Here is a 25129-nt window from a genome sequence, read left to right as displayed (position 1 = left end):
ATTATACCTCTTCGACTTCGATTTGAGAATACAACGATTCTGCATTTTCTAAATTGACGTAACCCGTCTGTTCTTCCTGGGCATTTAACATGCCTAAAACATTAGCATTTTTTAATAATTCTGCTTCAGGTAAAGCATGTACCAAACCTGCTGCAATACCTGCAACAGTTGAATCTCCTGATCCTACTGGATTGACGACATTTATTTTTGGAATTGTTACACGATAGAACTTATCATTGTGCTTGGCAAAAGCCCCCTGTGCCCCTAATGAGACGACTATCCAATCAATTCCTTGGAAAAGTTGACCAGACAAAACTGATTTCAACTCTTGAATATCATCAGTAACTTCTTTACCAATCAGTTGTGATAACTCTTCTGTATTCGGCTTAATAACTGTGGGCTTCTGCTGGCTTTCTAAAACGTTTTTCAGCGCCTCACCAGAACAATCCAAAACAACAGCTACACCGAATTTTTTACAAAGTTCTACAATCTCAACATAATAATTGCTAGCAAGTCCCTTAGGCAAACTTCCTGAAATGACAACTACATCTACATTGTTCAGAATAATTTCAAGATGTTCTATAAAATTCAAGGCTTCATGTTCTTGAATAGTTGGTCCTTGTTCTAAAATCTCCGTCTGTTTGCCATCATGAAGGACCGCAATGCAATTACGTGTTTCATTCCCAATCTCCACAAAGGAATTTTTAATATCATTTCGAGTGAGTTGTTTCTTTACATAACTTCCAATCTCGCCGCCAATAAAGCCTGTTGCTACAACATCTTCACCGATTTGCTTCAAAACTCGTGTGACATTGAGCCCCTTACCGCCAGCTGTTTTTTGAACTTTTTCTACTCGATTGACCGTATCCAAATGAAAGGTATCCAGTTGATAAGCAATATCAACCGACGGATTTAAAGTGATTGTTAAAATCATGAGAGCCTCCTAGTCGTGGTATTCTCCACGATCCCACTTTTCAAGAAATTCCGTAAAGAACTCTGGATTAGCCTGCTCTTGATTGAGCGTTTCAACTGCAGCAATCTTTTCAATTAAACGTTTGTTTGCTTCAGTTGGTTTGTATTCTGCTTTAATGAAGGCTTCAATGATGTCGCACATGAGCAACTCACCTGTAATCTTTCCTCCAAAACCAATGACGTTGGCATTTAACTCTTCTTTTGCATAGAGTGCAGAGGTCATATCACGAACCAGGGCTGATCGAACACCAGGTACCTTGTTTACAGCATTGTTGATTCCAACACCTGTTCCACAAATACAAATTCCCAAATCTGCTTGCCCGCTTGCAACAGCTTCACCAACTTTTTTACCAAAGATTGGGTAATGAGTACGAACATTGTCATAAGTCCCAAAGTCCAATACTTCATATCCTTGATTTTTCAAATAATCTACCACAGCGATTTTTTCATAGGTTACAATGTGGTCACAACCGATTGCAATTTTCATCTCTTATTCTCCTTTGTTTACAACAATTAGCACATTTTATTTAGCATATCAACACGAATTTGGTGACGGCCACCATCATACTCACCTTCAACAAATCCTTTAACGATATTTTTAGCAATGCCTTCTCCTACAATCTCACTACCGATTGTAATAATACGCGAATTGTTGTGGCCTCTTGTCATATAGGCAGAACGTTCGTCTGAAACTTCTGCAGCGATCATGCCTTTGACTTTAGTTGCAGTCATAAATGGACCAACACCATAAGCATCAATCACAATGCCAAGATTTCCTTCCTGTTGATTAACTTCTGCAACTACTGCCAAAGTTGTATCAACAAAATCTCTTCCATCACTGACATCTTTAAAGTCATATGATTTTTCTAGCAAATAATCTTTAATAACGTCTTTTAGTTTTGAACCTGCTGGATCAGCACCGATAATGATTGTCATAACCTATCTCCTAACAAAAATAGAAAGTTGTAGCCATATTTGGCAGAAAATCTTTGTTTTGCAAAACTTAGAAAAAGCGTTTTCGCTTTTTTATGTTTAAATTATACAACCAAACAAACATAAAGTCAACATATTTTGTTTATTTTTTTCGCATACAAACAAAAAACCAACATTTCGCTGTTGGTTTTGATAACTTTATGATTTTGTAGTGATAATTTCGATGTGCTTACTTAATAATTGGTAATTTTCATCCTTTGCATTCATATCTGTCACTAGAGCAGTTACATCATTCAAATCACAAAAGGAAGTAAAATCATCTTTTCCAATTTTCGAGGCATCTAGCAGTAGATATTTTTCTAAAGAATGTTTAATGGCAATATTTTGCGTATAGGCTTCCGCTAGGGTAGAGGTCATGACATCAGTTCCCTTAAGTCCGTTACCTGAAAAGAAAATCTTGCTGAATCGCATTTTTTCTAAACTTGTATTGGTAATTTCTCCTACAAAAGATTCTGTCACTTGGCGATATTCTCCTCCAAGGAGAAAGACTTGAAACTCCTCTGTCTTCTTTTGAGATAGGATGGTAAAAACAGGCATACAGTTTGTGATGACTGTTAGGCGAGGATTTTTAATGGCCTCAGCCAGACAGGCCACTGTTGTTCCTGGACCTAAAAATACCGTGTCTCCATCTTCTATCAGTTGGGCAGCCCTTTCTGCTATCTCTTGCTTAGCTTCCTTATTCTGAATGTGTTTCTCAGAATGGGAATATTCCCGATATTGAAAAGCCTTATTACTTCTAGCACCACCGTGAATTTTTGTTAAGACACCTTGCTCTTCCAATTCAATAAAATCACGTCGAACAGTCATATCAGTAACATTTAGCAATTCTACTATCTCAGAAATTCGAACTGTGCCTTTTTTGTTTACCAATCGTGTAATTTCTTCTAGTCGTTCTCGTTTATTCATGTTTAATCCTTTGTTGTTTTTTACATTATATCAAAAATAAATAAGAATATGTTGGAATTTTGAACATTTGTTCTAGGGGAATTGAAGCTTCTTATCCAAATCTCAGTTCAGAATTTTGTTACATCATTAAGATAGAGCCAAGCCCTTCTTTGATAAAGGTTACTATTGATTAACAATTGATACATAGGGATTACCCGTTTTAGAAGCACCAACTATCTTTACTTTTAAAGCTTCGTATAAAGTAATCCTATTTTCTAGAATATAAGATAACTCTTGTCCATCCATAAATAAAATTTTAGAATCTCTATTTGCAAAGTCTTGAATTACCTCATCTCTAAAACCGTTTATTGAAAGAAACAGTCCTCGAGTTGAAGTTAGTTTTGTATCAACTTTTTGTTTTAAAGAAGCAATTTTTGGAGAATTTACTGGATTCTTTTCCCATTTCATTTCAACTAGATAATCAAAGCCTTCAAACCTAAAATAGCCATCTAACTGTTGAGTATTTGAGCTATTTCGATACGAATCATGGTAATCAATCTCGTTAATTTTGAATAAATTAGCAACAATTTTTTCTAGACGATATCCTCTTTCTTGAGGATTCTCACTTGAAAATAGCGAATAATACTCCGTTTTTAGTTCTTCAATTTTTTGAAGGCGTTGTTGCTTGAGTTGTATTTTCATTTCCTGTTTTGAACGATGATAAGAATTATTAAGTGTCTCGTTAACCTTGTTCTGTTGAGTATCAACTATCAATCGCTTTAATTTTCTTAACGCATCTAATCCTCTATCTCTATCTTGAACTTCATCAGGAATATTTTTCATCTCATAAAATTCAGTTGCTATTCGTCTAATTATCAATCTTCCATTTTCTGTTTTATTAAGTTCATTTATAACATTTTTCCCCCAAACAAACTTCGGTTCCGATTTCCATTTTAATATTAAATCATTAGGAACTCCCGAAGTTTGCATAAATGAAACGACAGTATCTTTATAGTGAAAACATAATCCAAAACATTGAATAATTTGTTGTTGGATTTCAAAAGATATTTTAGTCATTTTTTCTCCTATCTATCAACAATATTACATTTCGTTAATTATCTGTGTATAATAACTTGGAAAATCACTCAATTTATCTTCTAGTCTAGCTGATTTCCGTTTGATTTCATTTCTAATTTGATTCTTACTTACAGAATTAATCTCTTGACCAATAACTTGGACCACAATTCTATCTGAAAAACCCAATTCATAGATATAGGTTCTTCTTGAATTAGATACTGCATATAACTATACATCGTTTCCATTACTTTTACTCATCTCTCTCAACCTTTCCTGCCCCGTCCTCATCATCTCCTCCTCTACTTTACTCCACTCTCCGAAAAGGCAATTTTGAAGAACTTCTGCTGCGGAACCTTCATCAGTTTCAGAATCATAGATACAAGTTCTATCTCTTTGATAAATCTGAATGCTGTCAAAGAGTTCCTCACTTTCTAGCTCCTTTAGGTTATCCACCAAGTTCTCTACAATCCCATCATGGTGTTCTTTCGGTGTTGCTCTGGCCTGATTGGGATCGATGGCATAAAGTTCTTCGTAACGAATCAAGGTACTGAGATAGGACAGCTCTGGTTTGGTACCAATAATAGCTAAGGAAACTTGGTAGCCTTTTGATGCTAATATTTGAGCAGTATGACGAGGAACTTGAGTAGTTCGCAAGGTTCCCTCAATCAGCAAATGATAACCTTGCGTGCTGAGTTCATCAACCAGATGCTCTACCATTTTTCCTGCAAATCCCTTGGTATAGTTCACGCTGTCCTTGCCATACTTTTCTTGCAGGGCTAAGTAATTAGGATGTTGGGAACGATAGCTATCACCATCGATGATAATGATATTTCCCTGAAATTCTTTTTGTTTAATTCGATGAATAGTCGTCTTACCTGCTCCGCTCTGACCTCCAAGTAAAATAGCTCTCGGTTGATCTGGAATCATCTTTCCTCGGGTTAAAGCCCGAATGGTTCGCTGCAAGCCCTTCTGAAAGTCAGCCTCACTGAATTCTTCCAATCTCATTAAGCCACCACCCGATGATTCACTATATCTAACATCCGCTCGATACCGTCTAAATAGCCATTGTAACGCTCAATTTCATCGAAGGTATCGACAAGGTAAATCTTTGTATTGATCAATTCAGCCAAATCATCACTCATCAAAATCCAAGGGTTGGATTCATCATCAAAAGCAATATCTTGACTATCCTGGTATCTATAAAGCTGTGATAGTATTGCTGCTCCACGTTCTTTGATCACTTCTATTCTTAATGTCAGTTGGTAATCTTCAACAGGTGTTAACATCTTGTCCTCCCCTACAATATCGACATAAGAAACGTTAAATTTCTGACAAATGCGGTCAATGAGTTCTGTTGAAACAGTGCTGGTTCCATTTTCGTAACGACTCAAGCTATTGCGTGAAATCCCGACCATTTTCGCAAATTCTGGCTGTGTTAAATCGTGTGTATGGCGTAGTGATTTTATATTGTCTCCAATCATAGATAAAGACCTCCTCATATTTAATTTCATTATAGCACAAAAAATACTGACGCACCATTTTTGGTGCATTCTTTGTTTTCTTATTTTTGGATTAGCCATCTGCAAGACCCCTCGGAGAGCGTTTGTAGTTTTGATGGACCACAGGGCTGTCAAAACTACAAAAACGTTACTTTTTGGCAAAAAGTAACAAAAAGCTATCTTGAATCGAAGTCAATTGTTTATCTTACAGCCCAAAAATATCGAACTTAGGCTAGCGGGGAATAGCAAAGCGCCCCGCTGTTGCCCGTCATTCGGGCAATCGGGCATGAATTTTCAGTTTCATAATAATAAAAATGGAGTTCTACTTTATCCATTTATTGGAAAAACATGGACTTTATAAATTTAGACCATTTTTCGATTATTAATGGACTTCATACATATCCAATTTTTATTCAAAGATGGATTACTTTAACCATCCATCTTAGTATCTATAAAATAATGGATAACTAAGTATTTCATAAAATCGCTATTCATAGTCCTCTTCATAACCCAAGTATTTACTAAAAGATGGAAAACTTAAGTCTTCCATCTTAGCATCAGTTAAAACAATGGATTACTAGGTACTCCATAAAATCTCAATCTATGGTCTATTTAATTTTCCATTTTTATTGGATTCGTGGTACGTTCTATAATCCACTTTTTATTAAAAAATGGATTACTTTAACCGTCCATCTTAGCGTCTATAAAATAATGGATAACTAGGTAGTCCAGAAAAATTCTATCCATGGTCTATCTAGTTATCCATTTTATTACCATTCATAGTCCAAGTGTTACTTAGAGATTACATTGCAGTACAAATCAGTCGAATCACTACCTTTTTTGAAATAAGATTTTGATTCGGATAAGTAATAAAACCCACTGGCTAATTAAGGCAGTGGGTTTTTGAGTGATTAGAAAAGAGCAATGGATTCTTCGTAATCGTAAGAATCATATTCACCTCACTAATAATAAAAATAGATTATAAAAATTTAGAAATAACACTAGCAAAACAACGATTTGAAAAATGAAAGAAACTTTATTTTCTGAAAGTACACTACTAAATTTAGCACCTAGCAATCCACCTAATGCACCAGCACAAATGATATAAATTAATACTCTGTAATTATAGTCATTAAAATTGGAAAATATTAGTAACGAAAAAATTTTAGAAAACTGTGAGAATAGAATCGTTGTAATTGAATAGACTGTAGCTATTTTGATTGGAATACCAAAAAAAATGATAAAGACTGCTACATTAATCGGACCACCACCTATTCCTAGGAAACTGGATAAAAATCCTAATATAATTCCTGCTGAATAGTACCAATATATCTTTCTTAAAAAATATTGCTTAAATATATTTTTTGTTGAAAGTATCGAAAAAATCAATACCACAATTGTCAGTATTATTTGAACTAATTGACTATTTTGTGGTCCACTTAGTGATAAAAGGTAGTCAAATGTTAGACTACCCAAATATCCTCCTATAATCGAACCTAGAGCAAGATTAAAAATAATAACAAAGTCAATCTTATGTCCTGCTTGTACTTGTCTTATGGTGGAGACTATTGACATTACAAAAACTGCAACTGAAGAATAAAATGAGGTTGTCATTACAGAATCAAAAGCAATGTAATCAAAAATAGGTTTAATTATAACACCGCCACCCATACCTGAAATTGATCCAATTGTATTTGCCAAGATTATCACAATAAAATAAATCAACTCTTGTTTCATATCACCTATCCCTCAGTGAATAATATCTCTTACGCATCGAAATCCTAAGTTCTGACTACTAGACATAGCCGATGAACTATTCCTTGCACACATTCTATACCTATTACAGTAACTATAATGGCATAAAAACGAACCACCTTTTATAGCATAATTCTCATCATCAACACTCTGATGCTCCTCCCAGAATTCCCTTCCTTTTACCTTTTGAAAGGATATCAACTCTATTTTGGCAGGATTAACGCACCATTCCCAAACATTTCCAATCATCTGATATAATCCGAACTGATTAGGTGGATAGGTTCTAACTGGCGCAGTACCAATAAATCCATCATCTTGAGTATTCTGGAACGGAAAGTTGCCTTGCCAAGTATTGCAACAACATTAATCGAGATGTTTGTCTTCATTCTGAACGCACCAAATTTGGTGCGTTTTTAATCGATTTTTTCACAAAATAGCTCTCGTGCTCTTTTTAAACCTACTTAGGCCTAAAACTCCTCCATCTCCACAAAGGAGGCAAGAATAATCTCTTCCACATGGTCCACTGAAAGAGGCACAAAAACATTTCCATCCAAGCGACCATGCAACACAGCCTGCTCGCTCATTTCTCTCACCAAATCTTGGACTGGGATACCTACTTCAGGCAGGGTCATCGGAATTTCCATCTCATTTTTGAAGAAATGATAGGTTTTCTCAATAGCCTGTCTAGCCAATTCTTCATCTGAACCTTCTGTCAGTCCCCAAACATTGCGGGCATAAGTTGCAAATTTCGCATGTGTCGTCGGATCAGTATCAACACAGAATTTCATCCAGCGCGGTGTCAAGACAGCCAAACCAATACCGTGCGTAATATCATAATAGGCCGACAATTCATGCTCGATAGCATGGCAAGTCCAGCCGCCCGCACGTCCACTAGCAACCAAGCCATTCAAAGCTAGGGTCGAGGTCCAAAGCAAGTTGGCACGCGCCTCATAATTTTCTGGTTCTGCAAGAGCCACCGGACCATGTTTGATGGCCGTCTTCAACAAGCCCTCTGCAATGCTATCCTGAACATCCACTCCAACTGTGCGATTAAAATATTGCTCAAAAAGATGGCTCATCATATCCGCCGTACCAGCTGCCGTCTGCCATTTTGAAACCGTGTAAGTCAAGGTCGGATCTAAGAAAGAGGCCCGCGGAATGAGCTCCCAGCCACCTGTACCCAATTTTTCATTGGTCTCCATATTGGAAATCACAGCCCCACGGTTCATTTCTGTACCGGTTGCCGCCAGCGTCAGAATATCTACAATCGGAACTGCCTGGCCAATCAGGCGAGGATTTTTGACCAAATCCCAGGCATCACCATCGTAATAAGCTGCCGCAGCCATAACCTTACTGGCATCAACGACTGAACCGCCACCGACAGCCAAAAGCATGTCTAGGCTATTTTCGCGAATCAACCTTCCACCTTCACGGACTGAATCAATCCGCGGATTGGGCTCGACACCTGCCAGCTCCACCCACTCAAAATCATTGTCTTTCAGTAAGGCCGTAACCTTATCATAGAGACCAGAGCGTTTGATGGAGCCACCACCGTAGACCAAAAGTACCTTCTTGCCGAATTGTTCCAAGACCTCTGGCAATTCAGCTAAGCGGTCACGTCCGAAACGGATGTCTGTCGGAATCTGTAAACGAAAATTATTCATCATGTCTCCTTTCAACGACGAGAAATGTATAAATTAGTGAAAACGTTACACTCTTAGTATATCATTCTTGGCTCCAAAAATCAGCTGCTGGAGATAGGAAAGAAAAAAGAGGCCAAGACCTCTTTCCTATCCCTTACCTAAGCATCCGCTGGTGGGTAGATATAGCTAACCGTACCTGCCCCGGTAGTCGTCGGGTTAAACCATCCACGGTAGTTTCCAATGGACATATTGCCATTAAAATTCGATTCCATCACCTGAATGGTTCCGTCTGCTGTTACGTCTGTCACATAAGCCACATGCCCATAGCCACCATCTGTCCACACGATAACGGCACCTACCTGAGGAGTTGTCCCAACCGTATAGCCCTGAGCCGCAGCACTTGCTGCCCAATCACCTCCATTGCCCCAATAGTTACCGACCCATGGCGCTAGCTCCTTTACACCCCAGGTACATTGGCCGACTGGATAGGTGTTGGCAGTATAAGTGGCCGCTACAGCGGAACTATAGGTCGTATAGGCTGAAGAGACCGTCTCCGAAATAACAGCGCTACTGTTATCAGCCACTCCAAATGATTGGTAGATTGGAGCTGGATGCTCTCCCAGATAGCGCGGACCATAGGAATCAAAGGTATCTGCACTTGCCGAGGATTGTCCCAGCATGGCCATACCTGCAACTAAGCTTGCAGCGATTCCCAATTTCAACTTCTTGTTTGCAAAAAATGTATTCATTTCAATACTTCCTTTCTTCTAGAACCTATATTCCCAAGCGAAGCACATTTATATAAAAAATAAAGATGCCGAGCCATAAAGGTGGGTTCAGATATTACCCTATCTATCCTAAGGCAGAAAGCTTGAAGAAGCCTTAAATAAATATGACAACTGTTACAGCTGACTCACAAGCAGATGACAAACATGTTATAATGGAAAAAATGATTGGAGGAAAGTTTATGAAACATATGGTCTTGATTCACGGAACCTGGTGCGATGGGGCTGTCTGGGGAGAATTTGCCACAAAATTAGAAAAAATGGGCATCATTGTTCACACGCCTAGCCTGCGCTACCACGACTTACCCTATGAGCAAGCGATGGAAAGGGTTGGTGCCGTCAGCCTGACCGACTACGCTGATGATTTGGTTACCCTGGTCGAAAGTCTGGAAGAGCCTCCTCTACTACTAGGGCATTCCCTGGGCTGTCTCTTGGCACAAATGGTCGCCGAGCGCACAGAAATCGCCGGCATGATTCTCATGGGACCTGCCCCTACTGCCGACATCTTTGCCCTCTATCCGACCATGATTCGTTGTTTCATCCGCCACTTCCTGCGCTGGGGCTTCTGGAAAAAGCCCATGCCACCATACAAGGATGAGTTTTTCACCTATTGCCTCAACGTCCAGGATCCTAGCCTCAAGGAGGATATCTTCAAGACCCTGGTTCCTGAATCCGGCAAGGTTTACACTCAGATGGCCTTTCCTTTCTTTGACAAAAGCAGAGCAGGCTATGTGGATTTCAGCAAGATTTCGGGTCCAGTACTGGTCATCACGGGCAGCGAAGACAAGATGACCGTATCCGCCATCGCCAGAAAAACAGCTCAGAACTACGCCGAATCAGTGCTCGTATCCCTAACAGGAGCCGACCACATGTACGAATCCGGCAAATTCCAAGACAAAACCCTCTCTGTTATCCGCGCCTGGTTAACCGAGAAGAATTTCATCTGATTCCCCACACCAATTGCACCTAGGTTTCTCAAAAATACAGTAGATTATTTGATGGTTTTAAAGTATAATAAGCTAGTACGTAAAATTAGAAAGTTCCGCAAGCATGAAGCAATCTATCAAATCAAACATCCGAAAACGAAAAATACAAAGACCTCTGTGGAAAAAATTAGCCATTGGACTCCTGGTCCCCCTATTGGCCCTGGGACTTTGGTACTCTGTCAGTCTGGTTAATTACTATCTCCAAGCACATCTGACAGAAAGATTTCCCCAGCATGTGCAAGAAATTTACTTCATTCTCTTCGCCCTGCTCTATAGTGGCCTTGTTCTGGTCCTGTCTTTCTCGCTCTGGCTCTGGTGGAAAGTCATTTTTGACGAAAAATTCACCTGGTGGAAACCAGCTTCCTTACTGGTCGTCTGGCTACCCGTCTTTCCAGTCTTCTACCTTGTTAAACAAGAGGCCAGACAGATTATCCCAAAGTCTCCACAGGTCATTTCCCACCGGGCCCTCAACGGTCCTAGCGCAGTTGAAAATAGTCTCGAGGCCTTCCAAATTTCCAGCAAAAGCAAGTTTGACTACATAGAAATTGACATCTGGGAAACAGCAGATTTGGAATATGTGGTCTTTCACGACCCTAATCTATCCGGCTGGACAAGGCTCCACTATCGGCCACACGACCTGCCCTTAAGCACTCTAACCAACATTAGCTTGACCGATCAAGAGGGGCACACAGCTCATGTCGCCAGCTTTGATCAGATTCTGAAAGAGGCCGAAAAGTCTGGTCAAAAGCTCCTGATTGATTTTAAAACTTCTGAGCTAGACAGTCCACAGATTGTGGAAAACTTTCTAGGAAAATACCAACAGCGTTTAGAGCGAGGCCAGCATCAACTACAAACAGCTGACCAAGAATTTATGAAGAGGGTCCTCAGCCACTCACCTAAATTTGAAACGGTTTTGATTATGAATTCCATCCTTGAGGAGCAATTTCCAGGTCTGACTGGATTCAGCGTCCCTTTGAGCGACCTGTCTCCCGAATTACATGATTACATCAAAGCCTCCAAGAAATTTCTCTATGTCTGGACAGTCAATGATGAAGCTGGCGTGACCCAGGCAGATGATTTAGCGGTTGATGGCATCATTTCAGACTTTCCTGGCAAGACAAAAGACCAACTAAACCACACCTTGGTGTATTCTAAGTACAAGGATTATTATCACAAGCAATTGGAGAACCTTCTCATCTTTCCAAGCTTAAAATAAAGACAGCATAGTAGCAATCAGGTGGACAGCATCTGGTTGTTTTTTTGGCTCTTTGTCAACTGTAGTGGGTAGATGAAAAGCTAACACCTAGAGAGGACGAACTTCGTTCTCTCTTTCTTTATGTTCAAAGCAATCAAAATGCGTTTTTTAAAGTTCTCAAAGTTCCTGAAACCAAAGGCATTTCTTTTAATGACTTTGATGAGATTATTGGTAGCTTCCAGTTTGGCGTTGGAATAAGGCAATTCTAGGGCATTCAAAACCTTGTCTTTATCCTTTAGAAATGTCTTAAATACCGTCTGGAAAATAGGATTAACAGTGGTTATTTCTTGTTCAATTAGGTCAAAGAAATGGTCTGAGTTCTTCTCTTGGAAATGGAATAAGAGAAGCTGATAGAGTTCATAGTGCTGTCGTAGTTCCTCAGAGAAAGACAAGAGTTTTTCCAGGATTTCCTTGTTAGTCAAATGCATTCGAAACATAGGGCGATAAAATCGTTTATCATTGATTTTACGGCTATCTTGTTGTATCAATTTCCAGTAGCGTTTCAAAGCACGGTATTCCTGCGATTTTCTGTCGAATTGATTCATGATTTGAATACGGACACGGTTCATAGCACGGCTAAGGTGTTGAACAATATGAAAGCGGTCGAGTACAATTTTTGCATTCGGAAAAAGCTGTTTAGCAAGTTGATAATAGGGACTAAACATATCCATGGTAATCACTTTGACTCGATTTCTAACCTTTCTAGGATAGCGTAGAAAGTGGTTTCGGATGGTTGCTTGAGTTCTTCCGTCGAGAATGGTGATGACATTTAGGGAGTCGAAATCTTGAGCGATGAAGCTCATTTTCCCCTTCTTGAAGGCATACTCGTCCCAACTCATCACCTCAGGTAGGGTATTCCAATCCGTTTCAAACTTGAACTCATTGAGCTTTCTCATAACTGATGATGTTGAGATAGCTAGCCTGTGTGCAATATGTGTCATTGCTTGATTTTCGATGAGTAACTGGGCGATCTTCTGACTAACAGCGACAGATATTTGATGGTTTTTCTTAACAAGAGGAGTTTCAGCGACAGCCATTTTCCCACATTCTTTACACTTGAAACGACGCTTTTTAAGGCGGATAAGGAGTGGGTAACCAGCAGTTTCTAGGTAAGGGATTTTTGATGCTTTCTGGTAGTCGTACTTAGCCATTTGTCCCTTGCATTCTGGACATTTAGGAGCCATGTAATCCAAGTAACCGTGGAGTTCTAAGTGAGTTCCCATATCATATTCATCAGTGATAGTAATATTTTTGTCTTTAATTCTGAGAAAATTAGTGATAAGATTTAGTTGTTCCATATGAGTCTTTCTAAAATGATAGTTTGAGCACTTTTCATTATAGGTCATATGGGACTTTTTGTATATACTCAAAAAGGCTCCATAATTTCCATGGTGGTTTTACCCACTACAGAAATTATAGAGCCGTTTTTTTGAACAGGTTACACAAAAAGAGAAGACCAAACGGTCTTCCCTTAAAGCTTATTATTCAGTTACTGCCTGTACTTCAGCTTCTGCTGCGAGTTCTTGTGCTACAGTGTCTTCAATGATTTCAACTTCATTGATGGCTTGTGGTTCAAGATTACGGTAGCGGGCCATACCTGTACCTGCTGGGATAATCTTACCGATAATAACGTTCTCTTTAAGACCGAGAAGGTTATCACGTTTACCACGGATGGCAGCATCTGTCAGGACACGAGTTGTTTCCTGGAAGGATGCGGCAGACAAGAATGAGTTGGTTTCAAGAGAGGCTTTGGTAATACCCATGAGGACTGGACGGGCTGTCGCTGGAATACCACCTGCAATAACCACCTCCGCATTGGCATCGGTAAAGTCTGTGATGTCCATAAGGGTACCCATGAGAAGATCAGTATCACCTGGATCCATGACACGCACTTTACGAAGCATTTGGCGAACCATTACCTCGATGTGCTTGTCACCGATTTCTACACCCTGACTTCTATATACTTTTTGAACTTCAGAAAGTAGATAGGTCTCAACGGCCAAGACGTCACGCACTTCCAGCAAGCGTTTCGGTTGGATAGAACCTTCCGTAAGTGCTGCACCACGCGCTACTTGGTCACCGACTTCAACCTTCATACGGGCTGTAAATGGCACCACGTATTCGCCTTCGCCAGTTTTACCCTTAACAAAGACTTTCTTGGTACGCGTTGAAGCATCTTCTTGGATGTCAACAACTTCACCCTTAACCTCAGTGATGACCGCTTCCCCTTTCGGATTGCGGGCTTCAAAGATCTCTTGGACACGAGGAAGACCCTGCGTGATATCGCTGTTTGAGGCTACACCACCCGTGTGGAAGGTACGCATTGTAAGCTGTGTACCAGGCTCACCGATAGATTGGGCTGCAATCGTACCAACTGCTTCACCGACTTCAACCGCATCACCAGTCGCCAAGTTGATACCGTAACAATGACGGCAGACACCGTGGCGAGTATTACATGTAAATACGCTACGGATAGTTACTTGTTCCACGCCAGCGTTGACAATTTCACGGGCAATATCTTCGGTAATCAATTGGTTTGGACCGATGATAACTGCACCCGTTTCAGGGTGCTTAACAGTTTTCTTAGTGTAACGACCTTGCAAACGCTCTTCAAGTGGCTCGATCATTTCCTTGCCATCTGTGATTGAACGGATGTCAAGACCACGGTCTGTTCCACAGTCGTCTTCACGGATGATGACATCTTGGGCAACGTCAACCAAACGACGAGTCAAGTATCCTGAGTCGGCTGTCTTCAAGGCCGTATCCGTCATACCCTTACGGGCACCGTGAGTTGAGAAGAACATTTCCAATACAGAAAGACCTTCACGGAAGTTAGACAAGATAGGCAATTCCATGATACGTCCATTCGGAGCTGACATGAGTCCACGCATACCGGCCAGCTGGGAGAAGTTGGAAATGTTACCACGGGCACCGGAGTCCATCATCATAACGATAGGGTTCTTCGGATCTTGTTTTTCAACCAAGCGTTTTTCCAATTTTTCCTTAGCAGAACGCCATTCATCTGTAACAGCTGTGTAGCGCTCGTCCTCGGTGATCATACCACGACGGAATTGTTTCTTGATTTGTTCCACACGTTCGTGAGATTCTTCAATGATTTCAGCCTTGTTGTCGATGACTGGGATATCGGCAATACCCACTGTCAAACCAGCAAGTGTTGAGTGGTAGTAACCCAAGTCTTTCAAACGGTCAAGAAGGGCTGATGTTTCAGTTGTACGGAAACGCTTGAAGATTTCAGCGATGATGTTACCAAGATTTTTCTTCTTGAATGGTGGGTTGATTGGTAATTCTGCAATGGCAGCCTTAATATCTGATCCTGGTTCCAAGAAGTATTTATCAGGAGTTCCTTCTGTCAAGTTTGCATTGTTTGGCTCTTGCAGGTAAGGAAGGCCTTCCGGCATAATCGCGTTGAACAAGATTTTTCCGACAGTTGTCATCATAATCTTGTGTTTTTGATTGTCTTTCCAAGGTTTGTCAAGGCTACCTGTTGCGATACCAACACGAGTATGCAAGTGAACATAGCCATTGCGGTAAGCCATAACAGCCTCATCCGCATCCTTGAAGACCATACCTTCACCTTCACGACCAGCATCTTCCATGGTCAAGTAGTAGTTACCCAAAACCATATCCTGAGATGGTGTTACGACTGGTTTACCATCTTTAGGGTTAAGGATGTGTTCTGCCGCGAGCATAAGGATACGTGCTTCTGCTTGTGCTTCTTCTGACAATGGAACGTGAATCGCCATCTGGTCACCGTCAAAGTCGGCGTTGTAGGCTTCACAGACAAGCGGGTGCAAACGAAGGGCTTTACCGTCGATTAGAACTGGCTCAAAAGCCTGGATACCCAAACGGTGAAGGGTAGGTGCGCGGTTCAAAAGAACTGGGTGTTCTTTGATCACTTCTTCCAAGATATCCCAGATACGATCATCCCCACGTTCAATCAAACGTTTTGCAGCTTTTACGTTACCAGCAATATCACAGGCAACGATTTCGCGCATAACAAACGGTTTGAAGAGCTCGATAGCCATTTCGCGTGGCACACCACATTGGTACATTTTAAGCGTTGGACCAACAGCGATAACGGAACGTCCTGAGAAGTCAACACGCTTTCCAAGCAAGTTTTGACGGAAACGACCTTGTTTACCTTTAAGCATGTGGCTGAGTGATTTAAGTGGACGGCTACCTGGTCCTGTAATTGGACGACCACGGCGACCGTTGTCAATCAAAGCATCCACAGCTTCTTGGAGCATCCGTTTTTCGTTTTGTACGATGATCCCTGGAGCGTTAAGTTCCAATAGACGAGCCAAACGGTTGTTACGGTTGATAACACGGCGATATAATTCATTCAAATCAGATGCAGCAAAACGGCCACCATCCAACTGAACCATCGGACGCAAATCTGGTGGAATAACTGGCAAGATATTGAGAATCATCCACTCAGGTTTATTTCCAGATTTGTAGAAAGCATCCAATACATCCAAACGACGCACAGCTTTAATCCGTTTTTGTCCAGTAGCAGTTTTTAACTCTTCTTTCAACGCAGCGATTTCTTTTGGAAGATCAACTTGTTTCAAGAGGTCTTGGATCGCTTCTGCACCCATTTTGGCAACGAATGAACCATAGCCATATTCACGTAAACGCTCACGGTATTCGCGCTCAGTCATGATTGACTTGTGCTCAAGCGGTGTATCTTTAGGATCGATCACCACGTAAGCCGCGAAGTAGATAACTTCCTCAAGCGCACGTGGGCTCATATCCAAGGTCAAGCCCATACGACTTGGAATACCTTTGAAATACCAAATGTGTGAAATTGGTGCTTTCAACTCAATGTGTCCCATACGTTCACGACGTACTTTTGCACGAGTCACTTCAACACCACAGCGGTCACAAGTAATCCCTTTATAACGGATACGTTTGTATTTACCGCATGAACACTCCCAGTCTTTTGTTGGACCGAAGATGACTTCGTCAAAAAGTCCATCACGTTCTGGTTTAAGTGTACGATAGTTGATTGTTTCAGGTTTTTTAACCTCACCGTAAGACCATGAACGAACCTTACTTGGTGAAGCTAACGTGATTTGCATACTTTTAAATCGATTTACGTCAACCACTAATAATCCCTTTCTTTTCTTGTGAATGGCGGAAAATCCACCTCTAGCTCTTGAAAATCCAAAGCAGGACAGAGGAATGCGCTTAGGCACGCACTCCTTACTTCCTACTCCTGGTCTTTGCCTGCCTCTTCTTCAGCCGCAAAGGCTGCGGCTGCGTCAGCTGCGGCTTTTGCACGTGCTTTTTCAAGATCATCTACGTGGATGATGTCATCATCTTCACCCTCATCGAGGTCACGCAATTCTACTTCATTATTGTCTTCGTCAAGGACACGCATATCCAAACCAAGTGATTGCAATTCTTTGACAAGAACGCGGAAGGATTCTGGAACACCTGGTTTTGGAATTGGTTTACCTTTTGTAATCGCCTCATAGGCTTTGAGACGGCCTGTCACATCATCTGACTTGTAAGTCAAGATTTCTTGAAGGACGTTTGAAGCACCGTAGGCTTCAAGGGCCCAAACCTCCATCTCACCGAAACGCTGACCACCAAACTGGGCCTTACCTCCGAGCGGCTGTTGGGTAACGAGTGAGTATGGTCCGACTGAACGAGCGTGGAGCTTGTCATCAACCATGTGGTGGAGTTTGATCATGTACATGACACCGACAGAAACGCGGTTGTCAAACGGCTCACCAGTACGACCATCGTACAAGATAGTCTTGGCATCGCTATCCATGCCTGCTTCTTTAACAGTTGACCAGAGGTCTTCAGAAGATGCTCCATCGAAAACTGGTGTCGCGATATGGATCCCCAAGTTACGAGCCGCCATACCCAAGTGGAGTTCCATAACCTGACCGATATTCATACGTGATGGCACCCCGAGTGGGTTCAACATGATGTCAACTGGTGTTCCGTCTGGAAGATATGGCATATCCTCAACCGGTACAATACGTGAAACGACACCCTTGTTACCGTGACGACCGGCCATCTTATCTCCGACCTTGATCTTACGTTTTTGAGCGATGTAAACACGAACCAGCATGTTGACACCTGATTGTAATTCATCACCGTTGGCACGGGTAAAGATTTTCACATCACGAACGACACCATCGGCACCGTGAGGTACACGAAGAGAGGTATCACGGACTTCACGTGATTTGTCACCGAAGATTGCATGCAAGAGACGCTCTTCAGCAGAAAGATCTTTTTCACCTTTTGGTGTGACTTTACCAACAAGAATGTCGCCCTCTTTAACTTCGGCACCAATACGGATAATCCCCATTTCGTCCAAGTTGCGAAGAGCATCTTCACCAACGTTTGGAATTTCGCGAGTGATTTCTTCAGGGCCTAACTTAGTATCACGTGTTTCTGATTCGTATTCTTCCAAGTGAACAGATGTATAGACATCTTCTTTCACCAGCCGCTCAGACATGATAACCGCATCCTCGAAGTTGTAACCTTCCCAAGTCATGTAGGCAACGATAGGGTTTTGACCAAGAGCCATTTCCCCATTTTCCATGGAAGGTCCATCTGCGATGAAGTCACCTTTTTCAACGATGTCGCCTAATTTTACAAGGGTACGTTGGTTGTAGGCAGTACCAGAGTTTGAACGGCGGAATTTCTGAATGTGGTAAACATCCAGCGAACCATCTTCGCGACGAACTTCTACCTTATCTGCATCCGCATAGGTAACCTTACCGTCATGCTGAGCAATGACCGCTGCACCTGAATCGTGGGCAGCCTGATATTCCATACCTGTACCAACGTAAGGTGCTTTTGGATCAATCAATGGGACAGCCTGACGTTGCATGTTGGCACCCATGAGGGCACGGTTGGAGTCATCGTTTTCCAAGAAAGGAATACATGCTGTCGCAACGGCAACTACCTGTTTAGGAGAAACGTCCATGAAGTCTGCTGAATCTGCTGGGAACTCTTGGTTATTACCTTGGTGACGTCCCATTACAATCTTATCAACGAAACGGTTGTTTTCATCAAGTGATGATGTTGATTGCGCTACGATGTAGGCATCTTCTTCATCCGCTGTCAACCAAACGATTTCGTTCGTTACTGTACCAGTTGCACGGTCAATCTTGCGGTATGGTGTTTGAATGAAACCATACTTGTTGAGATGACCATAAGATGACAAGTTGTTAATCAAACCGATGTTTGGTCCCTCAGGCGTTTCAATCGGACACATACGACCATAGTGAGTGTAGTGAACGTCTCGAACCTCGTAGCCAGCACGGTCACGAGTCAAACCACCAGGTCCCAAGGCTGACAAACGGCGTTTGTGAGACAACTCAGAAAGCGGGTTATGTTGGTCCATGAACTGTGACAACTGAGATGAACCAAAGAATTCTTTGATTGCGGCTGTAACAGGGCGGAAATTGATGATTTGTTGTGGCGTCAATACTTCATTGTCTTGAACAGACATACGCTCACGCAAGTTACGTTCCATACGAGTCAAACCGATACGTACTTGGTTAGCAAGCAATTCACCAACGGCACGAATACGACGGTTACCCAAGTGGTCAATATCATCTACACGACCAAGACCTTCAGCCAAGTTGAGGAAGTAGCTCATTTCAGCCAAGATGTCCGCAGGTGTTACTGTACGTACGTTTTCTGCTGGATTAGCATTACCAATCACCGTCACAACACGTTCTGGATCCTTAGGAGCTACAATCTTGAATTTCTGCAAAAGAACTGGCTCAAGAAGAACAGCGTTGTCATTTGGAATATATTCTACCAAGTTGAGCTCATCGAATTGTGCTTCTACTTTTTCAAGCACATCACGACTCAGTACAGTACCAGCTTCCAAGACGATTTCGCCTGTCTCACCGTTAATCACATGCTCAGCAAGTATTTGGTTGAGCAAACGAGTACGGAGATTAAGTTTTTTATTAATCTTGTAACGACCAACAGGTGCCAAGTCGTAACGACGTGGGTCAAAGAAACGAGCTGTCAAAAGACTACGAGAGCTTTCAGCTGTCTTTGGTTCACCTGGACGAAGGCGCTCATAGATTTCCTTAAGCGCTTCATCTGTACGAGAATCTGCTGGGTTTTTATGAATATCTTTTTCGATGGTATTGCGGACCAATTCGCTATCGCCAAAGATGTCAAAGATTTCATCATCGCCTGAGAAACCAAGGGCACGAACAAGTGTCGTGAACGGAATCTTACGCGTACGGTCAATACGAGTGTAGGCAATGTCTTTTGAGTCGGTTTCCAATTCCAACCAGGCACCACGGTTAGGGATGACAGTCGAACCGTAGCCAACCTTACCATTCTTATCTACCTTGTCATTAAAGTAAACACCCGGTGAACGCACCAACTGAGAAACGATAATCCGCTCTGCACCGTTGATGATAAAGGTACCCATTTCAGTCATGATTGGGAATTCGCCAAAGAAAACTTCCTGTGTCTTGATTTCACCCGTTTCCTTGTTGACCAAGCGGAAGGTCACATAGATAGGCGCAGAATAGTTGGCATCGTGCGAACGTGCCTCTTCCAAAGTGTATTTTGGAGTCTTCAATTCGTAGCCAACAAATTCCAATTCCATGGTATCTGTGAAGTTTGATACTGGAAGTACATCTTCAAAGACTTCCTTCAAACCAGAATCCAAGAAATCTTTGAAAGAATCTGTCTGGATTTCGATCAAATTTGGTAAATCAAGAACTTCCTTGATTCTTGAAAAACTACGACGGGTACGGTGCTTACCGTACTGAACTTCATGTCCTGCCAAAAGTTTTCTCCTTTGTAATAAGATACGAGGGCGTATAGCACTCCAAAAGAAAATAGGACATCGACAAAGCAATCAAAAGATTGCAAGGAGATGTATCTTTTTCTACAGGAGTGTAGCCCGAGTTCAATTAAAGATACTAAGCCGTAAGCAACTCAAAGAAAAATAAGCGGTAAGTCAGAAATCTTTGATTTCGTTGACGCACCCTCGTCAGAACGACTAGGACTTTCTAGACAAATCGTCGAAGAAAGTTCAGTCGTTTACGACGCCACGAAGTAAACAAAACCAAAGCTCTACAAACCTTATCTTTTTTCACAGAGTTGTAGGCGAGTTCAATTAAAAGATACGAGGGCGTCAAATTTGAGAGAAAAATAGGAAATCGACGAAGTGTCATCAGACACCAGGAGATTTATCTTTTTTCCGACAAATTTAGCCCGAATTCAATTATATTCAGCCATATAATGACCTACACTTGTCCTTTTTCTGAATATTTAGAATCTTTAAGAATGGATAACAATCTTAAAAAATTCTGTACATAGACACAAAAAGAGCAGCTAAATCTTCCTTTGAAAAGTGTGATTTAACTGCTGCAAGTCTTGTTTGGACAAGATTTCAAACAAGACAGACGACAAATTATTTATAAAATTATAACACAAGACCGCTGGAAAATCAAGGATTATCTTCTTCACCAGAGTCCGAGCTTGGTTCGGAATCTTCGTCATTATTATTTGCTGAGGATGATGAGCTCGAACTGCTAGAAGAACCTGTCCTGCTGTTACTGCTTGAGGAGGTCGTCCTACGCTGCTGGTTGCCAAACAAACTATTCCAAGCTGTCTGATAATCAGCCTCTGTTCCACCTAACATAAATCGATAGTTGGTCACCGGCGCCCCATTTTTGGCCCAATAACTAGTCGTAGTAGCACCTGATACGTTAATCGTACGGCCATTGACCTGCACACTACCTGGCCGTTGCCCAGTAGAGGTGACTACATTAGATGCAATCACACTATCATCCAGTGTAAATCGTCCAGAGAATAATTCCGGTGCCACTTGATAGATGGCATTGGACAAATAAGCAACATAGTGAGAATTGCTATTATAGCTTGCAAAAACATCCAAACTTGTATTATCATCATAGCCTGCCCAGGAGCCCAAGGTAACCTGAGGGGTCGAAAGCATGAGCCAAGCATCTCCAGCGTAATTACTCGTACCAGTCTTGCCAGCTATATCTGTATTGGCCAATACTTGAGGGTTGATAGCCCTGATACGGTTTGCATAGGTTGTGGTCAAGCCAGAGGAAATAACCCCCTTGAGCAGGTTCATCATGATACTCGAAGTTGCCTTAGAGTAAACCTGAACAGGTGCCGCCTGGTGCTGGTAAACAACTGTCCCATCAGCCTTCTTGATATTCTCAACCAGATAATGCTTGTTGTAGACGCCACCGTTTGCCAAGGTTTGATAGGCGTTGGTATTGGTAGCTACAGAAACATCAATCCCCCCTCCGAGAGGCAGACTTTCAATGTCATACATCGGAATGTGGTAGTCCATCTTCTCCATATAGGACTTGACATCCACACCAGACTGTTGCAGCATCTTATAGGTCCAAAAGACAGGTATATTGACCGAGCGATTGAGTGCCGTCTGCAAATCAATCATACCTGAACCTCGGTTATTGACGTTCATGATTTGCTCGCCACTGGAGAAACGAGCTGGGTAATCTGAGAAGATACTAGCCGATCCGATTAGGCCCTGGTCCATAGCAATACCGTAGGCCAAAATAGGCTTAATGGTTGATGCGGGAGAACGAACAGTATCGAAAGCATGATTGTTCTTGTTCTGTGAAAAATCACGGCCACCAACAAAGCCAAGCACTGCACCTGTCTTGTTATCTAGCAAGACCGAACCGGTCTCTACAACTCCGTTTCCTTCATCCAGCAAGTAGCCATTGTCACGCGCTACAGCATTCATGGCATTGTGAATGGCAGGATTGACCGTAGAAGTGACGGTATAGCCCCCTTGGCTAATTTCTTGGGCGGCAAGCTCTCTGTATTCTTGAACGGTCTCATCATTTTTCAGCTTGGCATCTGAAACCTTATCCCGCTCCACCAGATAATCATACATGACGTCAATAGCTTCATCCAGAACAGCATAGTATAGAAAATCCTTGGTATCCTCTGTTACCGGACTAGGAGGAAGGAAGTCCTGGCGAATATCATAATCCTTATAGTTCTCGTACTCTTCCTTGGTCAGAAATTCTGCTCGGTACATATTATAGAGTACATCTTGGTGTCGAGCCAGGCCGTAAGACATATACTCATCCGACTTGAGACTACCGTCTGCCGCATAGGGCGAGTAGACAATGGGACTCTGTGGCAAACCTGCGATAAAGGCTGCCTGAGGAACTGTTAATTCCTTGGTTGATTTTCCGAAAATTCCCCGCGCAGCTTCCTCTACACCGGCAATATTCTTGCCCTGATTATTTCGACCAAAAGGCGAGACATTGAGATAAGTAGTCAAAATATCTTCCTTGGACATGTCCCGCTCCAGAGCCAAGGCTGTGATAATTTCATTGGCCTTACGTGTAAAAGTCGGAGCGTCGCCTACAATCTGCTGCTTAATCAACTGCTGGGTAATGGTCGAACCACCGCTGGAAGAACCAAAACCAACCGAACCCAGAGCCGCACGCAATACCGCCTTAGGCACAACACCATTGTGGCTTTCAAAGGTGACATCCTCCGTAGCAATCACAGCCTGCTTGATATAGTCAGAAATATCTGCATTTTCAATAGGGCTCCGCAACAAGTCTGAATTGATATCTGCTACAGGAGAACCATCCGAAAAGACAATATGAGAATTTCTACTGATATTGGCGATATTGGACAGCAGCTCTTCCTTACTAGGCGCCTCTACTTGGTCAAATAGGCTAAAGACATAGCCAACTCCAACCCCGGCACCCAGACTGCCCAAGACTAGGAAAATGACCGCCAAATAATCCACCAATAATTTGATGCTTCTTAACATGATACCCAATCCATTGGTCAGGCTAAAAGAAGTCAGCATCCTTTTGAATTTAGAATGTTTCGTCGTCATAGTAACTCCTTATTCCTTTTATTATACCAAACTTTGCCCACTTTCTACAATTTCATGGTATAATAGGGAATAATTTTTATTGGTTAGATGTGATTTCGCATCGACATTTAAGGAGAAACGCATGAACATTTTTGAAGAACTAAAAGCGCGTGGCTTGGTCTTTCAAACGACAGACGAAGAAGCCTTGGTAAAAGCCTTAACAGAAGGGCAGGTTTCTTATTACACAGGCTACGACCCAACAGCTGACAGTTTGCACTTGGGGCACTTGGTTGCTATCTTAACTAGCCGTCGTTTGCAGTTAGCTGGTCACAAGCCTTACGCCCTGGTTGGCGGTGCAACTGGTCTGATTGGCGACCCTTCCTTCAAGGATGCGGAGCGTAGCTTGCAAACCAAAGATACCGTGGACGGCTGGGTAACAAAAATCCAAGGGCAGCTCTCTCGCTTCTTGGATTTTGAAAATGGTGACAACAAGGCCGAAATGGTCAACAACTACGACTGGTTCTCAGACATCAGCTTTATCGACTTCCTCCGTGATGTTGGTAAATACTACACGGTCAACTACATGATGAGCAAAGACTCTGTGAAAAAACGGATTGAAACAGGGATCTCCTACACCGAGTTTGCCTACCAAATCATGCAGGGCTATGACTTCTACGAACTCAATGACAAGCACAATGTAACCCTACAAATCGGTGGTTCTGACCAATGGGGTAACATGACTGCAGGCACCGAGTTGCTTCGCCGCAAGGCTGACAAGTCTGGTCACGTTATGACTGTTCCTCTCATTACCGACTCAACAGGTAAGAAGTTTGGTAAGTCAGAAGGCAACGCCGTTTGGTTAGATGCCGACAAGACTTCCCCTTATGAAATGTACCAATTCTGGCTCAATGTCATGGATGACGATGCCGTTCGTTTCTTGAAAATCTTTACTTTCTTGTCATTGGATGAGATTGCTGAAATCGAGAAACAATTTGACGCTGCCCGTCATGAACGTCTGGCTCAGAAGATTTTGGCTAAGGAAGTCGTGACATTGGTTCACGGTGAAGAGGCCTATAACCAAGCTCTTAACATCACCGAGCAATTGTTCGCAGGCAATATCAAAAAACTGTCCGCAAAAGAGCTCAAGCAGGGCCTCAGCAACGTTCCAAACTACGCTGTACAGGCTGAAGACAACCTTAACATCGTTGAACTTCTAGTCACCTCTGGCATTGTCTCTTCAAAACGCCAGGCTCGTGAAGATGTGCAAAATGGTGCCATTTATGTCAACGGTGAGCGTGTGCAGGACTTGGACTATACCCTTTCTGACAGCGACAAGATTGACGGCGAGCTGACCGTTATCCGCCGCGGGAAGAAGAAGTATTCTGTGTTGACGTATTAACA

Annotated in this window: 17 protein-coding genes and 1 pseudogene; 3 read left to right on the top strand and 15 right to left on the bottom strand. The window is 42.1% G+C overall.

Annotation, left to right across the window (positions count from 1 at the left end):
- Nucleotide 1 precedes the first annotated feature (1 nt).
- The 11 genes and pseudogenes from AB1F57_RS00955 to AB1F57_RS00905 form a co-directional block, all read right to left on the bottom strand.
- Nucleotides 2-934 carry a tagatose-6-phosphate kinase gene (locus AB1F57_RS00955; protein WP_367985916.1) on the bottom strand — a complete coding sequence of 311 codons (933 nt, stop codon included), beginning with the start codon at nt 932-934 and terminating at the stop codon, nt 2-4.
- A 9-nt stretch (nt 935-943) separates the two neighbouring features.
- The gene (gene lacB / locus AB1F57_RS00950) at nt 944-1459 is read right to left on the bottom strand and encodes a galactose-6-phosphate isomerase subunit LacB (RefSeq protein WP_002941130.1); all 516 of its coding nucleotides are present in this window, start codon (nt 1457-1459) and stop codon (nt 944-946) included.
- Nucleotides 1460-1485: 26 nt separating this feature from the next.
- On the bottom strand, nt 1486-1908 hold the full coding sequence (gene lacA, locus AB1F57_RS00945) for a galactose-6-phosphate isomerase subunit LacA (protein ID WP_367985915.1): 423 nt from the start codon (nt 1906-1908) through the stop codon (nt 1486-1488).
- 195 nt (nt 1909-2103) lie between these two features.
- Entirely contained in the window at nt 2104-2871 is a 768-nt protein-coding gene (locus AB1F57_RS00940; protein ID WP_367985914.1) for a DeoR/GlpR family DNA-binding transcription regulator, read from the bottom strand.
- Nucleotides 2872-3033: 162 nt separating this feature from the next.
- Nucleotides 3034-3927, bottom strand: coding sequence for a restriction endonuclease (locus AB1F57_RS00935; RefSeq protein ID WP_170239305.1), 894 nt, complete (start codon nt 3925-3927; stop codon nt 3034-3036).
- Between the two features lie 228 nt (nt 3928-4155).
- On the bottom strand, nt 4156-4932 hold the full coding sequence (gene pezT, locus AB1F57_RS00930; RefSeq protein ID WP_105137743.1) for a type II toxin-antitoxin system toxin PezT: 777 nt from the start codon (nt 4930-4932) through the stop codon (nt 4156-4158).
- Nucleotides 4932-5408, bottom strand: coding sequence for a type II toxin-antitoxin system antitoxin PezA (gene pezA, locus AB1F57_RS00925; RefSeq protein ID WP_367985912.1), 477 nt, complete (start codon nt 5406-5408; stop codon nt 4932-4934). The genes pezT and pezA overlap by 1 nt, the downstream gene beginning before the upstream one ends.
- A 972-nt stretch (nt 5409-6380) precedes the next feature.
- The gene (locus tag AB1F57_RS00920; RefSeq protein WP_170239308.1) at nt 6381-7163 is read right to left on the bottom strand and encodes a sulfite exporter TauE/SafE family protein; all 783 of its coding nucleotides are present in this window, start codon (nt 7161-7163) and stop codon (nt 6381-6383) included.
- A gap of 12 nt (nt 7164-7175) precedes the next feature.
- Nucleotides 7176-7523, bottom strand: a pseudogene (locus AB1F57_RS00915) (formylglycine-generating enzyme family protein); the annotation flags it as partial.
- A 125-nt stretch (nt 7524-7648) separates the two neighbouring features.
- A complete protein-coding gene (locus AB1F57_RS00910; protein WP_172063054.1) occupies nt 7649-8845 on the bottom strand; it encodes an iron-containing alcohol dehydrogenase in 1197 nt (398 codons plus the stop codon).
- A 137-nt stretch (nt 8846-8982) separates the two neighbouring features.
- Nucleotides 8983-9573, bottom strand: coding sequence for a CHAP domain-containing protein (locus AB1F57_RS00905; RefSeq protein WP_170239310.1), 591 nt, complete (start codon nt 9571-9573; stop codon nt 8983-8985).
- A gap of 218 nt (nt 9574-9791) precedes the next feature.
- On the opposite strand from AB1F57_RS00905, the gene AB1F57_RS00900 reads away from it, so the two are divergent.
- Both AB1F57_RS00900 and AB1F57_RS00895 read left to right on the top strand, forming a co-directional pair.
- The gene (locus AB1F57_RS00900) at nt 9792-10556 is read left to right on the top strand and encodes an alpha/beta fold hydrolase (RefSeq protein ID WP_105137754.1); all 765 of its coding nucleotides are present in this window, start codon (nt 9792-9794) and stop codon (nt 10554-10556) included.
- 103 nt (nt 10557-10659) lie between these two features.
- The gene (locus AB1F57_RS00895) at nt 10660-11811 is read left to right on the top strand and encodes a glycerophosphodiester phosphodiesterase family protein (RefSeq protein ID WP_170239311.1); all 1152 of its coding nucleotides are present in this window, start codon (nt 10660-10662) and stop codon (nt 11809-11811) included.
- 80 nt (nt 11812-11891) lie between these two features.
- Here AB1F57_RS00895 and AB1F57_RS00890 read toward each other — a convergent pair whose 3' ends face one another.
- From AB1F57_RS00890 to pbp1b, 4 genes are all read right to left on the bottom strand, one after another.
- On the bottom strand, nt 11892-13148 hold the full coding sequence (locus AB1F57_RS00890; RefSeq protein ID WP_174853283.1) for an ISL3 family transposase: 1257 nt from the start codon (nt 13146-13148) through the stop codon (nt 11892-11894).
- Between the two features lie 183 nt (nt 13149-13331).
- On the bottom strand, nt 13332-16979 hold the full coding sequence (gene rpoC / locus AB1F57_RS00885; protein WP_367986323.1) for a DNA-directed RNA polymerase subunit beta': 3648 nt from the start codon (nt 16977-16979) through the stop codon (nt 13332-13334).
- A 104-nt stretch (nt 16980-17083) separates the two neighbouring features.
- The gene (gene rpoB, locus AB1F57_RS00880; protein WP_367985911.1) at nt 17084-20662 is read right to left on the bottom strand and encodes a DNA-directed RNA polymerase subunit beta; all 3579 of its coding nucleotides are present in this window, start codon (nt 20660-20662) and stop codon (nt 17084-17086) included.
- A gap of 666 nt (nt 20663-21328) precedes the next feature.
- On the bottom strand, nt 21329-23749 hold the full coding sequence (gene pbp1b / locus AB1F57_RS00875) for a penicillin-binding protein PBP1B (protein WP_367985910.1): 2421 nt from the start codon (nt 23747-23749) through the stop codon (nt 21329-21331).
- A gap of 121 nt (nt 23750-23870) precedes the next feature.
- On the opposite strand from pbp1b, the gene tyrS reads away from it, so the two are divergent.
- The gene (tyrS, locus tag AB1F57_RS00870) at nt 23871-25127 is read left to right on the top strand and encodes a tyrosine--tRNA ligase (RefSeq protein WP_167785706.1); all 1257 of its coding nucleotides are present in this window, start codon (nt 23871-23873) and stop codon (nt 25125-25127) included.
- Nucleotides 25128-25129: the final 2 nt, after the last annotated feature.

This window comes from Streptococcus nasisuis (assembly GCF_040836615.1).
Taxonomy (GTDB): domain Bacteria; phylum Bacillota; class Bacilli; order Lactobacillales; family Streptococcaceae; genus Streptococcus; species Streptococcus suis_V.
The sequence above is the reverse complement of the archived record's forward strand: the minus strand, read 5'-3'. Positions and strand labels throughout refer to the sequence as shown.